Here is a 17,481-nt window from a genome sequence, read left to right on the forward strand (position 1 = left end):
CGGAGGGTTAGCTTCGCCACTTCAACATCGGCGACTCAGTGACAGGATGAGTCCCGATGTCGGAGACATGCACACTGCACCTCGAAAGCCACATAAAAACAGTATTAGCGAGTCTCAAAGCAACAACACTCTAACGATTTTCAATGCAAACACTCAAACCGCTAAAAACAACCTCTCCGAACTTTCATAAAAATCACTTTCACTGATCATCTTCATATTCGTCATAGTCAACATCCACCGCATCATCCTCCTCCCAAAGCGGCACCAACACATCATCCATCAATGACCCCGGATCCTCATTCCCCGGGTCATTGATGAGCGGTAGTTCCTCAGGCTCCTGCCCTTCACGGTCATCTCGGTCGGTATCCACGGCACACCTCACCCTGTTCAGTCACGCATGAAATTCGAAGGCCTCTGCAACCCCATGTTCCTCCCGCGGCCCTGCAGAAGCAAAAAACCCGGCATCTCGCCGGGTTTTCGCTGACGCGGCACAGGGTTACCGGTGCCGGTTTTTGTGTTTGTGCTTATGGCCACCGCCTGAGTGGGATTTGCCGCCGTCGTCACCCAGGCTGCTGCCCACGGCGCCACCTGCTGCGCCGCCCAGGCCGGCGCCGATGGCGGATCCGGTCGAGCCTCCGAGGCTGTTGCCGATGACCGAACCGCCGGCCGAGCCCAAGCCGCCGCCGATGGCCGCTTCGGTACGATTGCCTTTGCGTGCACCGACAGCGCTACCGGCTGCACCACCGACGCCGGCACCTACCGCCGCTCCGGTGCTGCCGCCGAGCTGGCCGCCGACCACGTTGCCCAGCACACCGCCCAGACCGCCCCCCACCGCTGCCGAGCCGTCGCCCGCCGCCATGGCGCCCTGAGCCACCAACAACCCCAAAACCAGTGCGGATAATGTCAAGCGCATACACACCTCACAGTTCCCGAAACGGGACGGTTCGCCCGATAGTGATCGAATGACGGGCCGTATGACGTTGGAGGCATGTTCGGGCAAAACGTTCAGGCACAAAAAAGCCCGGCATCGAGCCGGGCCTTTTGATCTGCAGTCGCGATCAGTGACGCTTGTGCTTGGACAGGTTGCTGCCCACTGCGCCACCGGCGGCACCGCCGAGGCCGGCGCCGATGGTCGCGCCGTTCTTGCCGCCGAGGCTGTTGCCGATCACTGAACCGCCAGCGGCGCCGATGCCGCCGCCGATGGCCGCCTTGGTGCGGCTGCCCTTGCCTGCCGCCATGGCGCTGCCGGCAGCGCCCGCAACGCCGGCGCCGATCGCGGCACCTGTGCTGCCGCCCATTTTCTGGCCGACCACATTACCCAGCGCGCCACCCAGGCCGCCACCCAGTGCGGCGGTGCCGTCGCCGGCCATTGCACCTTGAGCGACCAGAAGCCCCAGAACCAGAGCAGGCAGTGTTAAACGCATGACGAAAACCTCAACAATTAGGGATGACGAAAGGGCGGAGATTGAATGCCGACGCGGCGTTAAAGTCCAGACAAAATCCGACGACAAGGCGGACTTCGCGCCGATTGGACAACCATTCTGGAAAAGGTTTTACGCCGGACAAAAAAAAGCCCGCTGGGGAGACGGGCTGGAGACTTGCTTTCTAACGGATGGCTTCACCCTACGTCGGCAGCTGTGAAAAGTTTGTGAAAACTGTCAGGCGTATCGCCATACCCTGTAGGACATTTAAACAATCAACCTCAGTCAAAAAACCCCGCTCATCGACGGAATTTCGCTACGGCGGTTTACTTCCTGGAACGTGTCGTCACCTTGGGCAAAAACTTCGTTTTCGGCCCCTTGGGTGCAATCGACTTGATCTTGCCGGTCTGCACCGGATCTTCGCCAAAGCCAGCCTGATACTCGGTCTGGCCGCAACGCACGCAATTGTTGAACGGAAACTCGGCACCATCGTCTTCGATATACGGATCAGTCATCTCATCGCCCCTTATCAAAAACGGGGTCGATACCGGCAAGCCTTTTGCCTGAAAAATATCGACCCCAAGGCTTTTGAGACTAGCCGGTCATTACTGGACTCGTGGTTCAGATTGCCTGGAGCCGACGAATGGCCTACACCGGTTAAACAGCGCCTGGGCGCCCCCTGAGAAAAATCACCGCACCTGGAATCAGCGCAATTTCACCGCGGTTCCGGTGGCGAACACCACGACCATCCCGCCCTTGCCGGCCGGCATGCTGATTTCGAAGTCCAGTCCGATCACCGCATCGGCCTGCAACGCGCGCGCCCTTTCCTTGATTTCATCCGTCGCCTGGATCCGCGCTTCTTTCAAGGCCCTCTCCAGTGTCTGCGAGCGTCCGCCAAAAAAATCGCGCATGCCTGCGAACATGTCCCGGATCACGTTGACGCCCTGCACCGATTCGGCGCTGACGATATCGAGATAGGTCACGACTTGCCGCCCCTCGATCGTTTGAGTGGTCGTGATGATCATGTAGGCGATCCTTGCGTCAGTGCGAAAGCGGTGATTGTAGGCGAGCGTGCCATCACAATGGAAACAGGCAAAAAAAAGGGCGACCCAGGGTCGCCCATCACTCACGGCCTGTCGCCCTCAGCGAGGGGAAGACATAGCGCCCCAGCCTTCGACCTTGTCCAGGATCTCGCTCAGGCACACGGAAATGGACTTCTCGCTGGCATCCAGCATCAACGCCGGCGCCTCAGGCGCTTCATAGGTCGCGCTGACGCCTGTGAAGTCAGGGATCAGCCCTGCCCTGGCCTTACGGTACAGCCCCTTCGGGTCGAGGCCTTCGCAGACGCTCAGCGGGGTATTCAGATAGATTTCCAGGAATCGCTCGTTGCCGATGATCTCTCGGGCCTGTTCCCTCTGCAGCCGGCAGGGAGAAATGCAGGCAACGATGGCGATCAATCCTGCCTCGTTCATCAAACGCGCCACTTCTGCGATGCGACGAATGTTTTCCGACCGATCCTCGGTGGAAAAGCCCAACCCCTTGCACAATCCATGACGGACGTTGTCGCCATCCAGCACAAACGCCGGCCTGCCGCTGTCGACCAACAGTTTTTCCAGGGCAAAGGCCAATGTCGACTTGCCTGCACCACTCAAGCCCGTGAACCAAAGGGTCAGCGGTCGCTGCGAGAAAAGTCGCTCACGATCGGCCGGTGTCACACGGGTCGGATGCAGCACTAGATTTTCGATGGCATCCGTTGTTGTTCTATTCATACCGTTTCCTCATCTCGAGAAGAGTCTGAGCCCGTCTACAAGATAGCCTCACTCAGCGGAACGACTGATGGTCGAACCGATCCAGCGCACGCCCAGGGAACCGCTCAGGTAAGGCAGTCTGTCCGCCTCGATGCTGAGCAGCAGTTTCGTGTTCAGGTAAATCTCAAGTCCACGGGCATTGGCCACCACGTTCAGGTCTCCGCTGAGCGGAAGCCCCGGCACCGCGATGTCCGGCTCCGGCGCCCATTGCGTTCCATCTTGGGTCCACAGCACCAGACGCGCTTCGGTGGCGCTCGAAGGCTGAATCAGCAGAGCGTTCATATCGGTGTCGTCACCGGTGCCCTTATAGGTGACCACCGCCACATGCGCATCCGAAGAAGACTGATCCATCGAATAACTGAAGGACATCCGACGTTCGGCAGCGTCTGCGACCTCACGTTGTTTCAGCAAGCACAACTGACCGGGCTTCGCCTCTCTTTCGCCCGACTCGAGAGCGTTCGGAGCACCGAACACAAGTTCCCAATCCTTCCAGGCATCCTGAATCTTGCGGTGACGATGGAAACTGTCCAGGCGCTCTTGCGAATGGCGGGTGTACAGGTCTTTTTCGAGCAGTTCGGAGACCGACGAAAAGACGTGACCGTGGTGCGCGAAGTCTTTGACGTTCAGCAACCTGACTTCGTTGACCGCGCCGTAGGGCCCCAGGGAGAGGTAGTCCAGCGGTTTGAGCGTGCTGCGCTCCAGCACCCATAGGCCGCTCATGGAACTGCGGCGCGATTCGCGCCCCGTCATCTGGCTTTCGCCCACGAGCATCACATCGGAAGACACCGCCAGCCCCCGGGCGTAGATCGGGCTGCCCGCCTGCCAGATGACCTCATTGGAATCCAGATCGACCAAGGAGCCGATGGAACTGTGGCAGGCGATCTTCTGGCCTTCGTCCGACACCCATATGTTGTGCAGCCCCGTTCGCTGCTCCACGGGATCAAGGCTCACCACTTCCAGTTCCGGATAGGTCAGCACCGCCAGCACCGAACCGTTATGGTGCCCGTGGGCAATCACATAGAGACGTCCGTCTTTTTCGAAGACGGAATTGAGGTGATCGCCAGTGATTTCCTTGAGCGACAACCGATCCCAACGGACGCTGGTCAGTCGCTTCTCCTGGAAGTGCCCGGGCTTGTTCAGGTCGATGACCGAGATGGCGTTCCTGCCGGTATTGGTGCAGACGACCCGGCCATCGGAAGCGCAAAGAATCTGGTGGGGTTGTGACAGGAACGGCTGGGTGGAGTGGGCGCCGTGGGAAAGATAGCCGACTTCGGAGTTCGCATACCCCTGAATGTCGGTCAGCGTGAGATTATCCAGCCCCGAGTGGGACAACACGAGATCCTTGCCGCCCGGAAACCATGACACACCATAGTATTCAGGGCGTTCGTTCTCGATCGGAGTGACTTTTCTGGTGTGCAGATCCACCAGAAGCAAGTATCCCGTTGTAGCGACAACTGCAAATAAAGATTCCAACGCATCGGACCTCAGCGTGACTACTCAACTCGACTCCGATACATCCTTGTCACGTGCAGAGCCACCGGTCGGCAAGTTTAACTACCCAATTCAATTAATCAATCGATCTCGACGATTGAGCGTGCCCATTGCGTCACGGTTTCGATACAAATGCGCCGGGATGCATATTGAGGCGCCTAAACGCAAAAACCCCTGGTTCCTTTCGAAACCAGGGGTTTTGTCTACATCGAATTTGGCGGTGAAGGAGAGATTCGAACTCTCGATACAGTTTCCTGTATACACACTTTCCAGGCGTGCTCCTTAAGCCACTCGGACACTTCACCGTATCTCGTCATTCGCGTTGCGTCTGTCGAGGCGCGCTAATGTAGTCGAAAGCTTTTCCGATGGCAAAGGTTTTTTTCAGAATTTTCATGCGGTTAAGGCATTTACCCTTTTCTGCGGGTTCCGGCCCATGGCAAACCGGCCATTCTCCGGTCGGCGCCAGGCCATCTTCGGCACCGGGAATGCCTTCCATAGGGATCGGCAAACGGAATGCGGTGACCGGCGGGTCAGTCACAGTGCTTTACCTGACCTGCATCGCTGGGTAACGTCTGCCTCAACTTTCTTATAAGGAATAGCGTCATGAGCGACCTGGTTGCCTATCACCTCGAAGACGGCATCGCGACCCTGACCCTGAGCAACGGCAAGGTCAATGCCATTTCCCCGGACGTGATCGCCGCGTTCAACGCAGCGCTGGACCGGGCCGTGACCGATCGCGCCGTGGTGATCATCACCGGTCAGCCGGGCATCCTGTCGGGCGGCTATGACCTCAAGGTAATGACGGCCGGCCCTAAAGAGGCGGTGTCGCTGGTGACCTCCGGTTCGACCCTGGCCCGTCGCCTGCTGTCGCACCCGTTCCCGGTGATCGTGGCCTGCCCGGGCCATGCGGTCGCCAAAGGGGCGTTCATTCTGTTGTCCGCCGACTACCGCATCGGCGTCGACGGCCCGTTCAGCATCGGTTTGAACGAAGTGCAGATCGGCATGACCATGCACCACGCCGGCATCGAGCTGGCCCGTGACCGCCTGCGCCGCTCGGCTTTCCACCGTTCGGTGATCAACGGTGAGATGTTCGATCCGCAATCCGCCGTGGACGCCGGCTTCCTGGATAAGGTGGTGTCGGCCGAAGAACTGCAGGGCGCCGCCCTCGCCGCTGCACGTCAGTTGAAGAAGATCAACATGACCGCGCACAAGAACACCAAGCTCAAGGTGCGCAAGGCCCTGCTGGAAACCCTGGACAACGCGATCATTCAGGATCAGGAGCATCTGGGATAACCCCCTGCCCCTGCCATCGCGCAGCAAACCGAGAGCCCGGCCGTCGTGTCGGGCTTTTTCTTACGCGGGCATTTGAATCCTCCGACAACGCTCTAGGTCGCATCTGACCACCGAGTCGGAAACATGCGCTTAAACATCGCCCATCTCCGGACACTTGAGCGGCAATTGCCGAAAACAGTGCACATCCGTACACTGCGCCACCTTTTTGTCCCGGTGGGCGTGAAAATGCTGTTTGCGTTACGTATGTTGTTGATGGGGCTGCACTTTATTCTTGCCGGTGTGCTGGGTGTGATCCTCGGCCTGTGCCGTCCGTTCAATCCGGACAACAGCCGTCTGTGTGCCCGCCTCTATGCGCTGCCGGCCATGTGCATCCTGCGGCTGAAAATCAAGGCCGAGGTCAGCGGGTTGATGAACAAGCCTGCCAGTTGCGTGATCATCGCCAACCATCAGTCCAACTACGACCTGTTCGTGTTCGGCAACGTGGTGCCTTACCGCACCGTGTGCATCGGCAAGAAGAGCCTGAAGTGGGTGCCGCTGTTCGGCCAGCTGTTCTGGCTGGCCGGCAACGTGTTGATCGACCGTGGGAACGCACACAAGGCGCGCAAGTCGATGCTGACCACCACCCATACCCTGCAGCATGAGGACACCTCGATCTGGGTGTTTCCGGAAGGCACCCGCAACCTGGGCAAGGAACTGCTGCCGTTCAAGAAAGGCGCGTTCCAGATGGCGATCGCCGCCGGCGTGCCGATCGTTCCGGTGTGCGTCAGCAACTACATCAACCATATGCGCCTGAACCGCTGGCGCAGCGGCAACGTGCTCATCCGTTCGTTGCCGGCGATTCCTACAGCAGGACTGACGATGGACGACATGCCTCGGCTCATGGCCCAGTGCCAGGAGCAGATGCGCGAATGCATCGATGCCATGGATCGGCAGCTGCAGGCCGCCTGAAGATGAAACCCGCCCCGTGCGGGTTTTCTTTTGCCGGTGAACGATGCAGATTGCACGCACTCTGAAGCAGCCACACGGCTAAGCTGAAGCCTGAAACCCCTGTCATCTGCCAAGAAGAAGTGAATCACCACCATGGGTCGAGTTGTCGCTGCTGCGGTTTACAGTGCCGGTAAGAAAGTCACCAACATCACCCTCGACGAAGGCGCGGCCTGGGCCGCGAAAACCGGGCACTTCGTTTGGATCGGCCTGGAAGAGCCGAACGCCCAGGAGCTGGCCAACCTGCAACGCCAGTTCAACCTGCACGAACTGGCCATCGAAGACGCCCTGGAAAAGCACAGCCGACCGAAGCTGGAAACCTTCGGCGACGCGCTGTTCATCGTCACCTACTCGCCGGTGCGCCAGCACGGCATCCTGCAATTCATCGAAACCCATATCTTCGCCGGCAAGGGCTACATCATCACCGCCCGCAACGGCCACTCGGCGTCCTACGCCCACGTCCGCCAACGTTGTGAGGCGCGTCCGCTGCTGCTTGAGCACGGGGAAGATTTCGTACTGTATGCAATCCTGGATTTCGTGATCGAGAACTATCAGCCGGTGGGCGAAGCGATCCATGCCGAAATCGACGAGCTGGAGCGCAACGTGCTGTGCAGCGCCTTGAACGAACATGACATCCAGAAGCTTCACGGCCTGCGCCGGGACGTCCTGCGCCTGCGGCGTTATGCGGCACCCATGGTGGAGATCGGCGAGGAACTGCAGAAGCTGAGCTTCCCGTTCATCGACAAGAACATGCGCCCCTACTTCCGGGATGTGCAGATCCACGTGACGCGGCAGATGGAGGATCTGACGACCCTGGCGGACATCGCCAGCCAGACCATCGAGATCGGTGTGTTGCTGGAGGCGTCACGCCAGAGCGTGGTGCAGCGCAAGTTCGCCGCGTGGGCGGCGATCCTGGCGTTCCCCACGGCGGTGGCCGGGATCTACGGGATGAACTTCCAGAACATGCCTGAGCTGAGTTGGCACTACGGCTATTTCGGCGTGCTGGGGTTCATCACCGTGGGCTGCGTGGGGCTGTGGGCGAGCTTCAAGAAGTCGGGGTGGCTGTAGGGGAACCCAGGGCTGGGGCCGCTTCGCGGCCCGGTGGACGCAAACTCCCTCGCTACAGGCGCGGGTCAGGCGGTTGCCGGTTTGTGTGCCACGAAACGCATCATCCACTCCGCCACCGTGGTGCCATGGTGCTGATGCTCAAGGCTGGCCACGCCTTTGCTGTAGACCTGTTCGCCCAGGGCTTCCTGGCGCAGGTCCAGCAGCGCACGCGAATAGTCGTGAATGAATTCCGGATGGCCCTGGAAGCACAGCACCTGATCGTTGATGTGGTACGCCGCGAACGGGCAGAAATCGCTGGAGGCGATCACCGTGGCGTTCTCCGGCAGTGCAGTGACCTGGTCCTGGTGGCTGATCAAAAGCGTCAGCTCTTCACGCACCGGGTTCATCCACGGGGCCTTGGCGGCCATCTTGTAGTTGTGGATGCCGACGCCCCAGCCTTGGGTGGCGCGCTCGCTCTTGCCGCCCAGCAGCAGCGCCAGCAACTGATGGCCGAAGCACACGCCCAGCAGCTTGTCGCCGCGCTCGTAGCGGGTCAGCAGGTATTGCTTGAGGGTCTGGATCCACGGGTCGGTGCCGAACGAATCGGCTTTGCTGCCGGTGACCAGGTAAGCATCGAAGGTCAGGTCATCGCTCGGATAATCGCCCTGCATCACGTTGTAGACGGTGAACTCGGCGGCGATCGGCTGCTGCGAGAACAGGCGCTGGAACATCTGCCCGTAACCCTGATACTGATCGACCAGTTCCGGACGCAGGATGTCGGTTTCCAGAATGCAGATGCGTAGCGACATAAAAAATTCCTGACACGTGATGGGAATAATGCACACCCCAGAGCCTGCCTTGAAACCACCCGGCAAGGCAAGCCCCGAAATGCGCCCGATCCCCGTCAGGACACCGTCAGAACAGTTCCCCCTTCGCCGCCTTTTCGAGCAGCAGGGCCGGTGGCGCGAAACGCTCGCCGTACTGTTCGGCCAGGTATTGCGCGCGGGCGACGAAGTCCTGCACGCCGTACTGGTTGATGAACTGCAAGGCACCGCCCGTCCACGCCGCGAAACCGATGCCGAAGACCGAGCCGACGTTGGCGTCGGCCGTGGACATCAACACGCCCTCCTCCACGCAACGGACGGTTTCCAGGGCCTGCACGAACAGCAGGCGATCACGTACGTCCTTCGGCGGAATCTGCCCGTCTGGCCTTTCGAAACGGGTCTTTAGCTCGGGCCAGAGGTGTTTCTGGCCGCCGGCCGGATAGTCATAGAAACCGCCTCCCGCGGCCTTGCCCGGCCGCTTGAATTCGTTGAGCAGCAAGTCAATCACGGCGAACGCCGGGTGCTCAATCAGCGGTTTCCCTTCCGCTTGCAGGTCTTTGGCCGTTTGCAGACGGATATGGCTCATCAGGCTGAGGGAAACTTCGTCGGAGATCGCCAGCGGCCCCACCGGCATCCCGGCCTTGCGCGCTTCGGTCTCGATCATCGGCGCGCTGACGCCTTCGCCGAGCATGGCGATGCCTTCGTTGGTGAACGTGCCGAACACCCGCGAGGTGAAGAAGCCACGGCTGTCGTTGACGACAATCGGGGTCTTCTTGATCTGCAGGACGAAGTCGAAACCACGGGCCAGGGTCTCGTCGCGGGTTTGCGCGCCCTTGATGATCTCCACCAGCGGCATCTTGTCCACAGGGCTGAAGAAATGCAGCCCGATGAACTTGCCCGGATCCGGCACCGCCGTCGCCAGGCCGGTGATCGGCAGGGTCGAGGTGTTGGACGCGATCACCGCGTCGGCGCCGACCACCTGTTGCGCGGCCGCCGATACCTTGGCCTTGAGCTCCCGATCCTCGAACACCGCCTCGATGATCAGGTCGCAGCCATCCAGGTCGGCATCGCTTTCGGTGGGACGGATCCGCGCCAGCACCGTATCGCGCTGCTCGGCGCTCATGTGGCCGCGGGCGACTTTCTTGTCCAGCAACGCCGCCGAATGGGCCTTGCCCTTCTCGGCGGCGGCCAGGCTCACGTCCTTGAGCACCACCTCGATGCCAGCCGCCGCGCTGACGTAGGCGATCCCCGCACCCATCATCCCGGCCCCGAGCACGCCCACCCGGCGTGTCACGTAAGGCGCATGCCCCTGCGGCCGCGAGCCGCCGGCATTGATTTCGTTGAGCTGGAACCAGAACGTGCCGATCAGGTTCTTCGCGACCTGGCCGGTGGTCAGTTCGGTGAAGTAGCGGGTCTCGATCAGGTGCGCCGTGTCGAAATCCACCTGCGCGCCTTCCACCGCCGCGCAGAGGATCTTCTCCGGGGCAGGCAAGGTGCCTTGGGTTTTCGCGCGCAGGATCGACGGCGCGATGGCCAGCATCTGCGCGACCTTCGGGTTCGACGGCGTGCCACCGGGGATCTGGTAGCCCTTCACGTCCCAACGCTGCACCGCGTTCGGGTTGGCCAGGATCCAGGCCCGGGACTTGGCCAGCAGTTCGTCGCGGTCGGCCGCCAGTTCGTCGACCAGGCCGGCCTGCAAGGCTTGCTGCGGGCGGACTTTCTTGCCTTCAAGCAGATATGGCAGCGCCTTTTCCAGGCCGAGCATGCGCACCATGCGCACCACCCCGCCGCCACCCGGCAACAGGCCCAAGGTCACTTCGGGCAGACCGAGCTGCACCGACGCGTCGTCCAGCGCCACCCGGTGATGGCAGGCCAGGCAGATTTCCCAGCCGCCCCCCAGCGCCGCGCCGTTGATGGCGGCGACCACCGGTTTGCCGAGGGTCTCCAGGGTGCGCAACTGGCCCTTGAGGGTCAGCACCATGTCGTAGAAGGCCCGGGCTTCGGGCTTGCCGACTTTGATCAGCTCGTTGAGGTCGCCGCCGGCGAAGAAGGTCTTCTTGGCGGAGGTGACGATGACGCCGGCGATCGTGTCCTTTTCCGCCGCCAGGCGGGCGACGCAATCGGCCATGGCCTCGCGGTACACCGCGTTCATGGTGTTGGCGCTCTGGCCCGGCATGTCGATGGTCAGGGTGACGATGTTGTCCTGGCCCAGTTCGTAACGGATGGCTTGGTTCATGGGGGTGGATTCCTTGAAGTCCGGGCTCAGAGGCGTTCGATGATGGTGGCGATGCCCATGCCGCCGCCGACGCACAGCGTCGCCAGGCCATAGCGCAGGCGCCGGGCTTCCAGTTCATCGAGCAGGGTGCCGAGGATCGCGCAGCCGGTGGCGCCCAACGGATGGCCCATGGCGATGGAGCCGCCGTTGACGTTGACCTTGTCCGGGTCGACGGCCATGTCCTTGATGAACTTCAGCACCACGGAAGCGAAGGCTTCGTTGACTTCGAACAGGTCGATGTCCTCGACCCGCAGCCCGGCCTTGGCCAGCGCCTTGCGGGTGGCAGGCGCGGGGCCGGTGAGCATGATGGTCGGGTCGGTGCTGGTGACCGCCGTGGCGACGATCCGCGCCCGGGGCGTGAGGCCCAGCGCCTTGCCGCGGGCTTCGGAGCCGATCAGCATCAGCGCCGCGCCATCGACGATGCCGGAGCTGTTGCCCGGCGTGTGCACATGGTTGATCCGCTCGACATGGCTGTAGACCCGCAGCGCCGTCGCGTCGAAGCCCATCTGGCCGATCATTTCGAAGCTCGGCTTGAGCTTGCCCAGGCCTTCGAGGGTGGACTCGGCGCGGATGAATTCATCGTGATCCAGCAGGACGATGCCGTTCTGGTCCTGCACCGGCACCAGGGATTTGCTGAACGATCCGTCGGCCCGCGCCCGCGCGGCCTTTTGCTGCGAATGCAAAGCGTACGCGTCGACGTCCTGGCGGCTGAACCCCTCAAGGGTGGCGATCAGGTCGGCGCCCACGCCCTGCGGCGTGAAATGGCTGTGCAGGTTGGTCTGCGGATCCAGTGCCCAGGCACCGCCGTCGCTGCCCATCGGCACCCGCGACATGGATTCGACGCCGCCGACCACCACCAACTCTTCGAACCCCGAGCGCACCTTCATGGCCCCGAGGTTCACCGCCTCCAGGCCCGAGGCGCAGAAGCGGTTGATCTGCACGCCCGCCACACTGATGTCCCAGTCGGCCACCTGCACGGCGGTCTTGGCGATGTCCGAGCCTTGATCGCCGATGGGCGTGACGCAACCGAGCACCACGTCATCGACCTGGCTGGTGTCCAGCGCCGTGCGCTGCTGCAGTGCGGTGAGCAGCCCGGCCACCAGGTTCACCGGCTTGACGCTGTGCAGCGATCCATCGGCCTTGCCCTTGCCGCGGGGCGTGCGTAACGCGTCGAAAATCAAAGCTTGGGTCATGACGTCTCGAACCTGTGCGGTGAGTGAATTTCGTGCGCTCACTGTTGGCTCGCGCCGCCCCGGATTCAATGACCGCAGCGCTCAATGGCGTTGACGCGCACGCTCAGACGGACGGTCATCCCCGGCCAGGTTAACCGGTTCAGGCCACCGAGCTGTCTAGCAAAAGGGCGGCAAAGAAGCTGGCAATGGGCCTCATGCCGTTTTTATCGCGACTGGCAGCAATTCCATACGAAATGGATCTAAGCCAAGCGTGACGCGGGCCCTAATGTGAACAAGTACGTCGTTGTCGTCGGGTTTTGCCGAGGCACCCGTTCGTTACAGGAAGTGCAACGCTTGCCGTCATGGAGATCAGGCAAGCCTCAGGAAATAACAAAAAAGGCGGTCAAGCCATGTTCAAACAACCGAAAGTTCGTCAAGCGGGGCTCATTCTCTTTGCCACGACGCTGTTGTTGATTCTGCCCAACCTGACCAAGGTGCTCGGCTGACTCAAGCGGCAGGTTTCGCTCATCGCCACTTATCCTGTGACTGGCCCGCTATCCGGGCCAGCGTGGCTGTGCCACTCTTTGCGCACTTCCACGACATGGACGGCGATCATTTGAAAGCGCTCACACTGTTCGGGGCCCTGCTGCTGAGCACGCCCCTCTACGCCGCACAGCTGAACCTGGAGCTGGGCGCGAACGGCCGCACCTGGCAGACCGAGGAACTGCTCAAGCATCCTCAGGTGCAGACCCTCACGATCAAGAACGATGTTTCCTACAAGCGCGACATGACCTACCGCGCCGTGCCGGTGGCTGCGCTATTGACGGGCATCCAGCCGGGCGACCACCTGCAAGCGGTGGCGCTGGACGGCTTCGCCGCGGAACTGGCCGCCGCGCCGTTGCTCCAGACCCAAGGCGCACGGGCCTGGCTGGCCATCGAGGATCCGGCGCAGCCGTGGCCGCCACTGTCGGAAGGCAAGCCCAGCGCCGGGCCGTTCTATCTGGTTTGGACCGACCCCGAGGCCGGCCACATCAGCCCCGAGCAGTGGCCGTTCGAAGTCGCCAGCATCAAGCGCATGGCGCCGGTTGCCGAGCGCTTCCCCGCCCTGCTGCCGGATCCCGCGCTGAAGGCCGATGACCCGGTGAACAAGGGCTTCGCGCTGTTCCAGAAGAACTGCCTGGCCTGCCACCGCCTTAACGGTGCCGGGGATGCGCAGTTCGGGCCGGACCTGAACATTCCGTACAACCCGACCGAGTACTTCGGTGCGAACTTCCTCAAGCGCTACATTCGCGACCCGCAGAGCCTGCGCCAATGGCCGCAGGCGAAGATGCCGGGTTTCTCCGCCCAGGTGCTGCCGGACGCGGAGCTGCAGAACCTGGTGGGCTACCTCAAGCACATGGCCGGACGCAAAGTTAAGCCCTGAGACCACACCATCCCTGCAGGAGCGAGCCTGCTCGCGAAGCGATCCGTCAGCCACTGCAAAGGTGGCCGATCCGCCTTCGCGAGCAGGCTCGCTCCTACAGGGGGCCTCATCACTGTTGCTGGACGGCGATCACCGGCGTCGGCGCCACCACCACCTTGGCGTGCATCTGCTCGTACCCGCCGCCCCGGCGCATGCCGCGCACCGGGCAGGCGTCGAGGTAGTCCAGGCCCACCGCCAGCTTCAGGTGACGCTCCGGACGGGCCAGCCGGTTGGTCACGTCGAAGCTGTACCAGGCGTCATCCAGCCAGGCCTCGGCCCAGGCGTGGCTGGCCAGGTGCTCGCAGTCCTCGCTGTACAGGTAACCCGACACATAACGCGCCGGCACCCCCAGGCTGCGCGCGCAGGCGAGAAACGCGTGGGTGTGGTCCTGGCAGACGCCGGTCCGTGCCGCGAACGCCTCGGCGGCGCAGGTGTCGACTTCGGTCGAGCCCGGCAGGTAGGCCATGTGCTGGTTCAGGCCGTGCATCAGGTCGATCAGCGCGGTGCGGTCGCGGCGCTGCTTGCAGGCTTGGCCGGCGAATGCGCGCAACGCTTCGTCGGCCTCGGTCAGGCGGGTGAAGCGCAGGAACGGCAGCGCCGACTGGCTCTCGTGTTCCGCCTCGCGCCGTTCGTCGATGTCCACTACCCCCCGGGCGCCGATGACGATCGCTTCGTGGGGTTCGTCGAGGGTCAGCACATGCAGGATGTTGCCGAACGGGTCGAGCTGCGCGCGCACCGGGCGCGGCAGGTTCAGTTGCCAGTTCAGCACTTGCTGGCGCTCGCTGTCGTGCGGGGTCAGGCGCAGGTACTGAATGCTCGCCCGCACCTGATCGTCGTAGTGATAGGTGGTCTCGTGGCTGACGGAAAGTCTCATGCGGCCTCCAGGTAGGAACTGTGAATGGCGTTGCCCAACTGGCGCACCAGCGGGATGAATTCGGTGAGCCAGGCGTGCAGGCCCTCCTCGAGGATTTCGTGGATGCCGGTGTAGCGCAGGCGCGCGTCCATTTCCGCCGCCAGCCGTTGCGCAGGCCGGCCGTTGGCCCCCGGCAACTGGGCGAGGATCTGGTCGATCTCTTCGGTGCAGGCCCGCAGCGAACGCGGCACGTCGGCACGCAACAGCAAAAGCTCGGCGACATGCCGGGCGCCGGGCGCATCGCGGTAGATTTCGGTGTAGGCCTCGAACGACGACAAGGCCCGCAGCAGCGCGCTCCACTGGTAATAGGCGTGCGCGGTGCCGTCGCTGACCGCTTCGGCCTGGTCGCCGGCCATCTCGTAGCGGGCGTCGAGCAGGCGCAGGGTGTTGTCCGCCCGTTCGATGAACGTGCCCAGGCGGATGAAGCGGAACGCGTCGTTGCGCATGATGGTGCCGTAGGAGGCGCCGCGGAACAGGTGCGAGCGCTCCTTGATCCATTCGCAGAACCGGCTCATGCCGTAGCGGCTCAGGCCCTGGTCGGCGATCCCGCGGATCTCAAGCCACGTGGCGTTGATGTTTTCCCACATGTCGGCGGTGATCCGCCCGCGCACCGCATGGGCGCTGGCCCGGGCCGCGCCGAGGCAGCTGTAGATGCTGGCCGGGTTGGCCGCATCGAGGGCGAAGAAGTGCAGCAGCCGCTCGGCGTGCAGCTCGCCGTGGCGCTCCAGGTAGTCGTCCAGGGTGCCGGTGATCATCAGCGGCATGGCGAGTTCGTGCAGGCCGTCGCCGCGGCCGTCCTGCGGCATCAGCGACAGCGAATAGCTGACGTCGAGCATCCGCGCGAGGTTTTCCGCACGCTCCAGGTAACGCGACATCCAGTACAGATCCGAGGCAGTTCTACTTAACATGGCAGGTTTCCTTCAATCCTCGACCACCCAGGTGTCCTTGGTGCCGCCGCCCTGGGAGGAATTCACCACCAGGGAGCCTTCACGCAGGGCGACACGGGTCAGGCCACCGGGCACCACCCGGGTTTCCCGGCCGGACAGCACGAACGGGCGCAGGTCGATGTGGCGCGGCGCGATGCCGTTCTCGACAAAGGTCGGACAAGTCGACAGCGACAGCGTCGGCTGCGCGATGTATGCATGCGGCCTGGCCTTGATCCGCTCGCGGAACGCGTCGATCTCCGCGCCCGTCGCCGCCGGCCCCACCAGCATGCCGTAGCCGCCGGAGCCCTGGGTCTCCTTGACCACCAGATCCGGCAGATGGGCCAGCACGTGGGACAGTTCCGACGGATTGCGGCATTGCCACGTCGGCACGTTCTTGAGGATCGGCTCCTCGTCGAGGTAGAAGCGGATCATTTCAGTGACGTACGGATACACCGACTTGTCGTCGGCCACGCCGGTGCCGATCGCATTGGCGAGCACCACGTTGCCGGAGCGGTACGACGACAGCAGCCCCGGCACGCCCAGCATCGAGTCCGGGCGGAACGCCAGCGGGTCGAGGAAGGCGTCGTCGAGACGGCGGTAGATCACGTCCACGGCCTTCGGGCCGTCGGTGGTGCGCATGTAGACCTTGTCGTCGCGCACGAAAAGATCCGCGCCCTCCACCAGCTCGACGCCCATTTCCCGGGCGAGGAACGCATGCTCGAAAAACGCGCTGTTGAACCGCCCCGGCGTCAGTACCACTACGCTCGGGTCGTCCAGGGGGCTGGAGCTCTTGAGCGTGTCGAGCAGCAGGTTCGGGTAATGGTCGATGGGGGCGATGCGCTGGGCGGCGAACAGTTCGGGGAACAGGCGCATCATCATCTTGCGGTCTTCGAGCATGTAGCTCACGCCGCTGGGGGTGCGCAGGTTGTCCTCCAGCACGTAGTAGGTGCCGTCGCCGTCGCGCACCAGGTCGACGCCGGAGATGTGCGAATAGATGTCGCGGTGCAGATCCAGCCCCTGCATCGCCAACTGGTACTGTTCGTTGGCCAGCACCTGCTCGGCGGGAATGATCCCGGCCTTGATGATGCGCTGGCCGTGGTAGAGGTCGGCGAGGAACAGGTTCAGCGCCTTGACCCGCTGGATGCAGCCGCGCTCGACGGTCCGCCATTCGCTGGCGGGGATGCTGCGCGGAATGGTGTCGAAGGGGATCAGGCGCTCGGTGCCCTGCTCGTCCCCGTAGAGGGTGAAGGTGATGCCGGCACGGTGGAACAGCAGATCGGCCTCGCGTCGCCGCTGGGCCAGCAGTTCGTCGGGCGTCTCGGCCAGCCAGCGGGCGAATTCCCGGTAATGCGGGCGGACCTGGCCGCCGGCATCGTACATCTCGTCAAAACTGGTGCGGTTCATGCCGTACTCCTTGTCGCTCCGGACATCCGAACCTTCGCAAGGCCCGTGCCATCGGCAGAAACGCTTTGATTTCAATCGGTTGGATAATCGCGCCGCGAACACCGCACCATTGCTGTGCGACAAACGCCCCTACCCGATCGCCCCCGCTCCATGGCGACGCAACGCCGTCGCCTATCACCAGCATAGTCAGAGTTGATTTCACTGCCCGGCAGCGGCTGCGGATAATCCGCGCATCCGCTGCACGAGTTCCCCCGCCAAGTGTGCAGCCCAACCGATCGATGGCCGCGACCGCAGCCCGCCCAGCCGTAACCCTGACCGGTTCCCTCTCCTTCCGGTCTTCCCTTTGAGCCACCTTCGACGGTGGCTTTTTTTTGCCTCGGATTCTTGTTTCAGGGTTTTGCCACGGCGTTTCCGGGCCCCGGAAACGACAACGGCCGACCCGAAGGTCAGCCGTTGCCCGA

The 17,481-nt window shown here is 62.6% G+C and carries 19 protein-coding genes and 1 tRNA gene; 5 read left to right on the plus strand and 15 right to left on the minus strand.

The window, feature by feature from the left end; genetic code table 11:
• Window positions 1-199 precede the first annotated feature (199 nt).
• From CAG33_RS28495 to CAG33_RS28230, 9 genes are all read right to left on the minus strand, one after another.
• Window positions 200-370: a hypothetical protein gene (locus CAG33_RS28495; protein ID WP_170929970.1), complete on the minus strand. Its 171-nt coding sequence runs from the start codon at window positions 368-370 to the stop codon at window positions 200-202.
• Between the two features lie 126 nt (window positions 371-496).
• Window positions 497-913 carry a glycine zipper domain-containing protein gene (locus tag CAG33_RS10250; protein ID WP_085577626.1) on the minus strand — a complete coding sequence of 139 codons (417 nt, stop codon included), beginning with the start codon at window positions 911-913 and terminating at the stop codon, window positions 497-499.
• A gap of 145 nt (window positions 914-1,058) precedes the next feature.
• A complete protein-coding gene (locus CAG33_RS10255) occupies window positions 1,059-1,424 on the minus strand; it encodes a glycine zipper domain-containing protein (protein WP_085577627.1) in 366 nt (121 codons plus the stop codon).
• 323 nt (window positions 1,425-1,747) lie between these two features.
• Window positions 1,748-1,936, minus strand: a complete 189-nt coding sequence (locus tag CAG33_RS10260) for a hypothetical protein (RefSeq protein ID WP_085577628.1) — start codon at window positions 1,934-1,936, stop codon at window positions 1,748-1,750.
• A 189-nt stretch (window positions 1,937-2,125) separates the two neighbouring features.
• Window positions 2,126-2,446 (minus strand): YbjQ family protein, encoded by a 321-nt coding sequence (locus CAG33_RS10265; RefSeq protein WP_085577629.1) that lies wholly within the window; start codon window positions 2,444-2,446, stop codon window positions 2,126-2,128.
• A gap of 117 nt (window positions 2,447-2,563) precedes the next feature.
• Entirely contained in the window at window positions 2,564-3,190 is a 627-nt protein-coding gene (cysC, locus tag CAG33_RS10270) for an adenylyl-sulfate kinase (protein ID WP_085577630.1), read from the minus strand.
• A gap of 48 nt (window positions 3,191-3,238) precedes the next feature.
• Window positions 3,239-4,654, minus strand: coding sequence for a hypothetical protein (locus CAG33_RS10275; protein ID WP_139831321.1), 1,416 nt, complete (start codon window positions 4,652-4,654; stop codon window positions 3,239-3,241).
• Window positions 4,655-4,935: 281 nt separating this feature from the next.
• Window positions 4,936-5,025, minus strand: a tRNA-Ser gene (locus CAG33_RS10280).
• Window positions 5,026-5,033: 8 nt separating this feature from the next.
• Entirely contained in the window at window positions 5,034-5,258 is a 225-nt protein-coding gene (locus CAG33_RS28230; protein ID WP_139831322.1) for a hypothetical protein, read from the minus strand.
• 65 nt (window positions 5,259-5,323) lie between these two features.
• Here CAG33_RS28230 and CAG33_RS10285 point away from each other — a divergent pair, with 65 nt between their 5' ends.
• From CAG33_RS10285 to CAG33_RS10295, 3 genes are all read left to right on the plus strand, one after another.
• The gene (locus tag CAG33_RS10285; protein ID WP_085638252.1) at window positions 5,324-6,013 is read left to right on the plus strand and encodes a crotonase/enoyl-CoA hydratase family protein; all 690 of its coding nucleotides are present in this window, start codon (window positions 5,324-5,326) and stop codon (window positions 6,011-6,013) included.
• Window positions 6,014-6,238: 225 nt separating this feature from the next.
• Window positions 6,239-6,961 (plus strand): 1-acylglycerol-3-phosphate O-acyltransferase, encoded by a 723-nt coding sequence (locus CAG33_RS10290; protein ID WP_085577633.1) that lies wholly within the window; start codon window positions 6,239-6,241, stop codon window positions 6,959-6,961.
• Window positions 6,962-7,093: 132 nt separating this feature from the next.
• The gene (locus CAG33_RS10295) at window positions 7,094-8,065 is read left to right on the plus strand and encodes a magnesium and cobalt transport protein CorA (RefSeq protein WP_085577634.1); all 972 of its coding nucleotides are present in this window, start codon (window positions 7,094-7,096) and stop codon (window positions 8,063-8,065) included.
• Window positions 8,066-8,130: 65 nt separating this feature from the next.
• Here the strand turns inward: CAG33_RS10295 and CAG33_RS10300 are convergent, their stop codons facing one another.
• The 3 genes from CAG33_RS10300 to CAG33_RS10310 form a co-directional block, all read right to left on the minus strand.
• Window positions 8,131-8,853, minus strand: a complete 723-nt coding sequence (locus CAG33_RS10300; protein ID WP_085577635.1) for an amidotransferase — start codon at window positions 8,851-8,853, stop codon at window positions 8,131-8,133.
• A gap of 106 nt (window positions 8,854-8,959) precedes the next feature.
• Window positions 8,960-11,104, minus strand: a complete 2,145-nt coding sequence (locus CAG33_RS10305) for a 3-hydroxyacyl-CoA dehydrogenase NAD-binding domain-containing protein (protein WP_085638255.1) — start codon at window positions 11,102-11,104, stop codon at window positions 8,960-8,962.
• A 26-nt stretch (window positions 11,105-11,130) separates the two neighbouring features.
• A complete protein-coding gene (locus tag CAG33_RS10310; protein WP_085577637.1) occupies window positions 11,131-12,336 on the minus strand; it encodes an acetyl-CoA C-acetyltransferase in 1,206 nt (401 codons plus the stop codon).
• A 341-nt stretch (window positions 12,337-12,677) separates the two neighbouring features.
• Between CAG33_RS10310 and CAG33_RS28500 the strand changes: the two genes are divergently transcribed.
• Both CAG33_RS28500 and CAG33_RS10315 read left to right on the plus strand, forming a co-directional pair.
• Window positions 12,678-12,821 carry a hypothetical protein gene (locus CAG33_RS28500; protein WP_170929964.1) on the plus strand — a complete coding sequence of 48 codons (144 nt, stop codon included), beginning with the start codon at window positions 12,678-12,680 and terminating at the stop codon, window positions 12,819-12,821.
• A gap of 95 nt (window positions 12,822-12,916) precedes the next feature.
• Window positions 12,917-13,738, plus strand: a complete 822-nt coding sequence (locus CAG33_RS10315; protein ID WP_085577638.1) for a cytochrome c — start codon at window positions 12,917-12,919, stop codon at window positions 13,736-13,738.
• Between the two features lie 109 nt (window positions 13,739-13,847).
• On the opposite strand, the gene CAG33_RS10320 is transcribed toward CAG33_RS10315, so the two are convergent.
• Genes CAG33_RS10320 through CAG33_RS10330 form a run of 3 tightly spaced genes read right to left on the minus strand, consistent with a single transcriptional unit; the run spans window position 13,848 to window position 17,020 of the window.
• Entirely contained in the window at window positions 13,848-14,651 is an 804-nt protein-coding gene (locus tag CAG33_RS10320) for a transglutaminase family protein (protein WP_085577639.1), read from the minus strand.
• Entirely contained in the window at window positions 14,648-15,598 is a 951-nt protein-coding gene (locus tag CAG33_RS10325; RefSeq protein ID WP_085577640.1) for an alpha-E domain-containing protein, read from the minus strand. Before CAG33_RS10325 ends, CAG33_RS10320 begins: the two co-directional genes overlap by 4 nt.
• Window positions 15,599-15,610: 12 nt before the next feature.
• The gene (locus CAG33_RS10330; protein WP_085577641.1) at window positions 15,611-17,020 is read right to left on the minus strand and encodes a circularly permuted type 2 ATP-grasp protein; all 1,410 of its coding nucleotides are present in this window, start codon (window positions 17,018-17,020) and stop codon (window positions 15,611-15,613) included.
• Between the last annotated feature and the right edge of the window lie 461 nt (window positions 17,021-17,481).

This window comes from Pseudomonas sp. B3(2017) (genome assembly GCF_002113595.1).
Classification (GTDB): Bacteria; Pseudomonadota; Gammaproteobacteria; order Pseudomonadales; family Pseudomonadaceae; genus Aquipseudomonas; species Aquipseudomonas ekonensis.

What these genes read in the sequence shown, in the direction of transcription:
- CAG33_RS10290 (WP_085577633.1), top strand. Translation starts at nt 6,239, where the DNA reads ATGCTGTTTGCGTTACGTATGTTGTTGATGGGGCTGCACTTTATTCTT.
- CAG33_RS10305 (WP_085638255.1), bottom strand. Translation starts at nt 11,104, where the DNA reads ATGAACCAAGCCATCCGTTACGAACTGGGCCAGGACAACATCGTCACC.
- CAG33_RS10310 (WP_085577637.1), bottom strand. Translation starts at nt 12,336, where the DNA reads ATGACCCAAGCTTTGATTTTCGACGCGTTACGCACGCCCCGCGGCAAG.
- CAG33_RS10330 (WP_085577641.1), bottom strand. Translation starts at nt 17,020, where the DNA reads ATGAACCGCACCAGTTTTGACGAGATGTACGATGCCGGCGGCCAGGTC.
- CAG33_RS10300 (WP_085577635.1), bottom strand. Translation starts at nt 8,853, where the DNA reads ATGTCGCTACGCATCTGCATTCTGGAAACCGACATCCTGCGTCCGGAA.
- CAG33_RS10265 (WP_085577629.1), bottom strand. Translation starts at nt 2,446, where the DNA reads ATGATCATCACGACCACTCAAACGATCGAGGGGCGGCAAGTCGTGACC.
- CAG33_RS10255 (WP_085577627.1), bottom strand. Translation starts at nt 1,424, where the DNA reads ATGCGTTTAACACTGCCTGCTCTGGTTCTGGGGCTTCTGGTCGCTCAA.
- CAG33_RS10260 (WP_085577628.1), bottom strand. Translation starts at nt 1,936, where the DNA reads ATGACTGATCCGTATATCGAAGACGATGGTGCCGAGTTTCCGTTCAAC.
- CAG33_RS28500 (WP_170929964.1), top strand. Translation starts at nt 12,678, where the DNA reads ATGGAGATCAGGCAAGCCTCAGGAAATAACAAAAAAGGCGGTCAAGCC.
- CAG33_RS10325 (WP_085577640.1), bottom strand. Translation starts at nt 15,598, where the DNA reads ATGTTAAGTAGAACTGCCTCGGATCTGTACTGGATGTCGCGTTACCTG.
- CAG33_RS10285 (WP_085638252.1), top strand. Translation starts at nt 5,324, where the DNA reads ATGAGCGACCTGGTTGCCTATCACCTCGAAGACGGCATCGCGACCCTG.
- CAG33_RS10320 (WP_085577639.1), bottom strand. Translation starts at nt 14,651, where the DNA reads ATGAGACTTTCCGTCAGCCACGAGACCACCTATCACTACGACGATCAG.
- cysC (WP_085577630.1), bottom strand. Translation starts at nt 3,190, where the DNA reads ATGAATAGAACAACAACGGATGCCATCGAAAATCTAGTGCTGCATCCG.
- CAG33_RS10295 (WP_085577634.1), top strand. Translation starts at nt 7,094, where the DNA reads ATGGGTCGAGTTGTCGCTGCTGCGGTTTACAGTGCCGGTAAGAAAGTC.
- CAG33_RS10250 (WP_085577626.1), bottom strand. Translation starts at nt 913, where the DNA reads ATGCGCTTGACATTATCCGCACTGGTTTTGGGGTTGTTGGTGGCTCAG.
- CAG33_RS10315 (WP_085577638.1), top strand. Translation starts at nt 12,917, where the DNA reads ATGGACGGCGATCATTTGAAAGCGCTCACACTGTTCGGGGCCCTGCTG.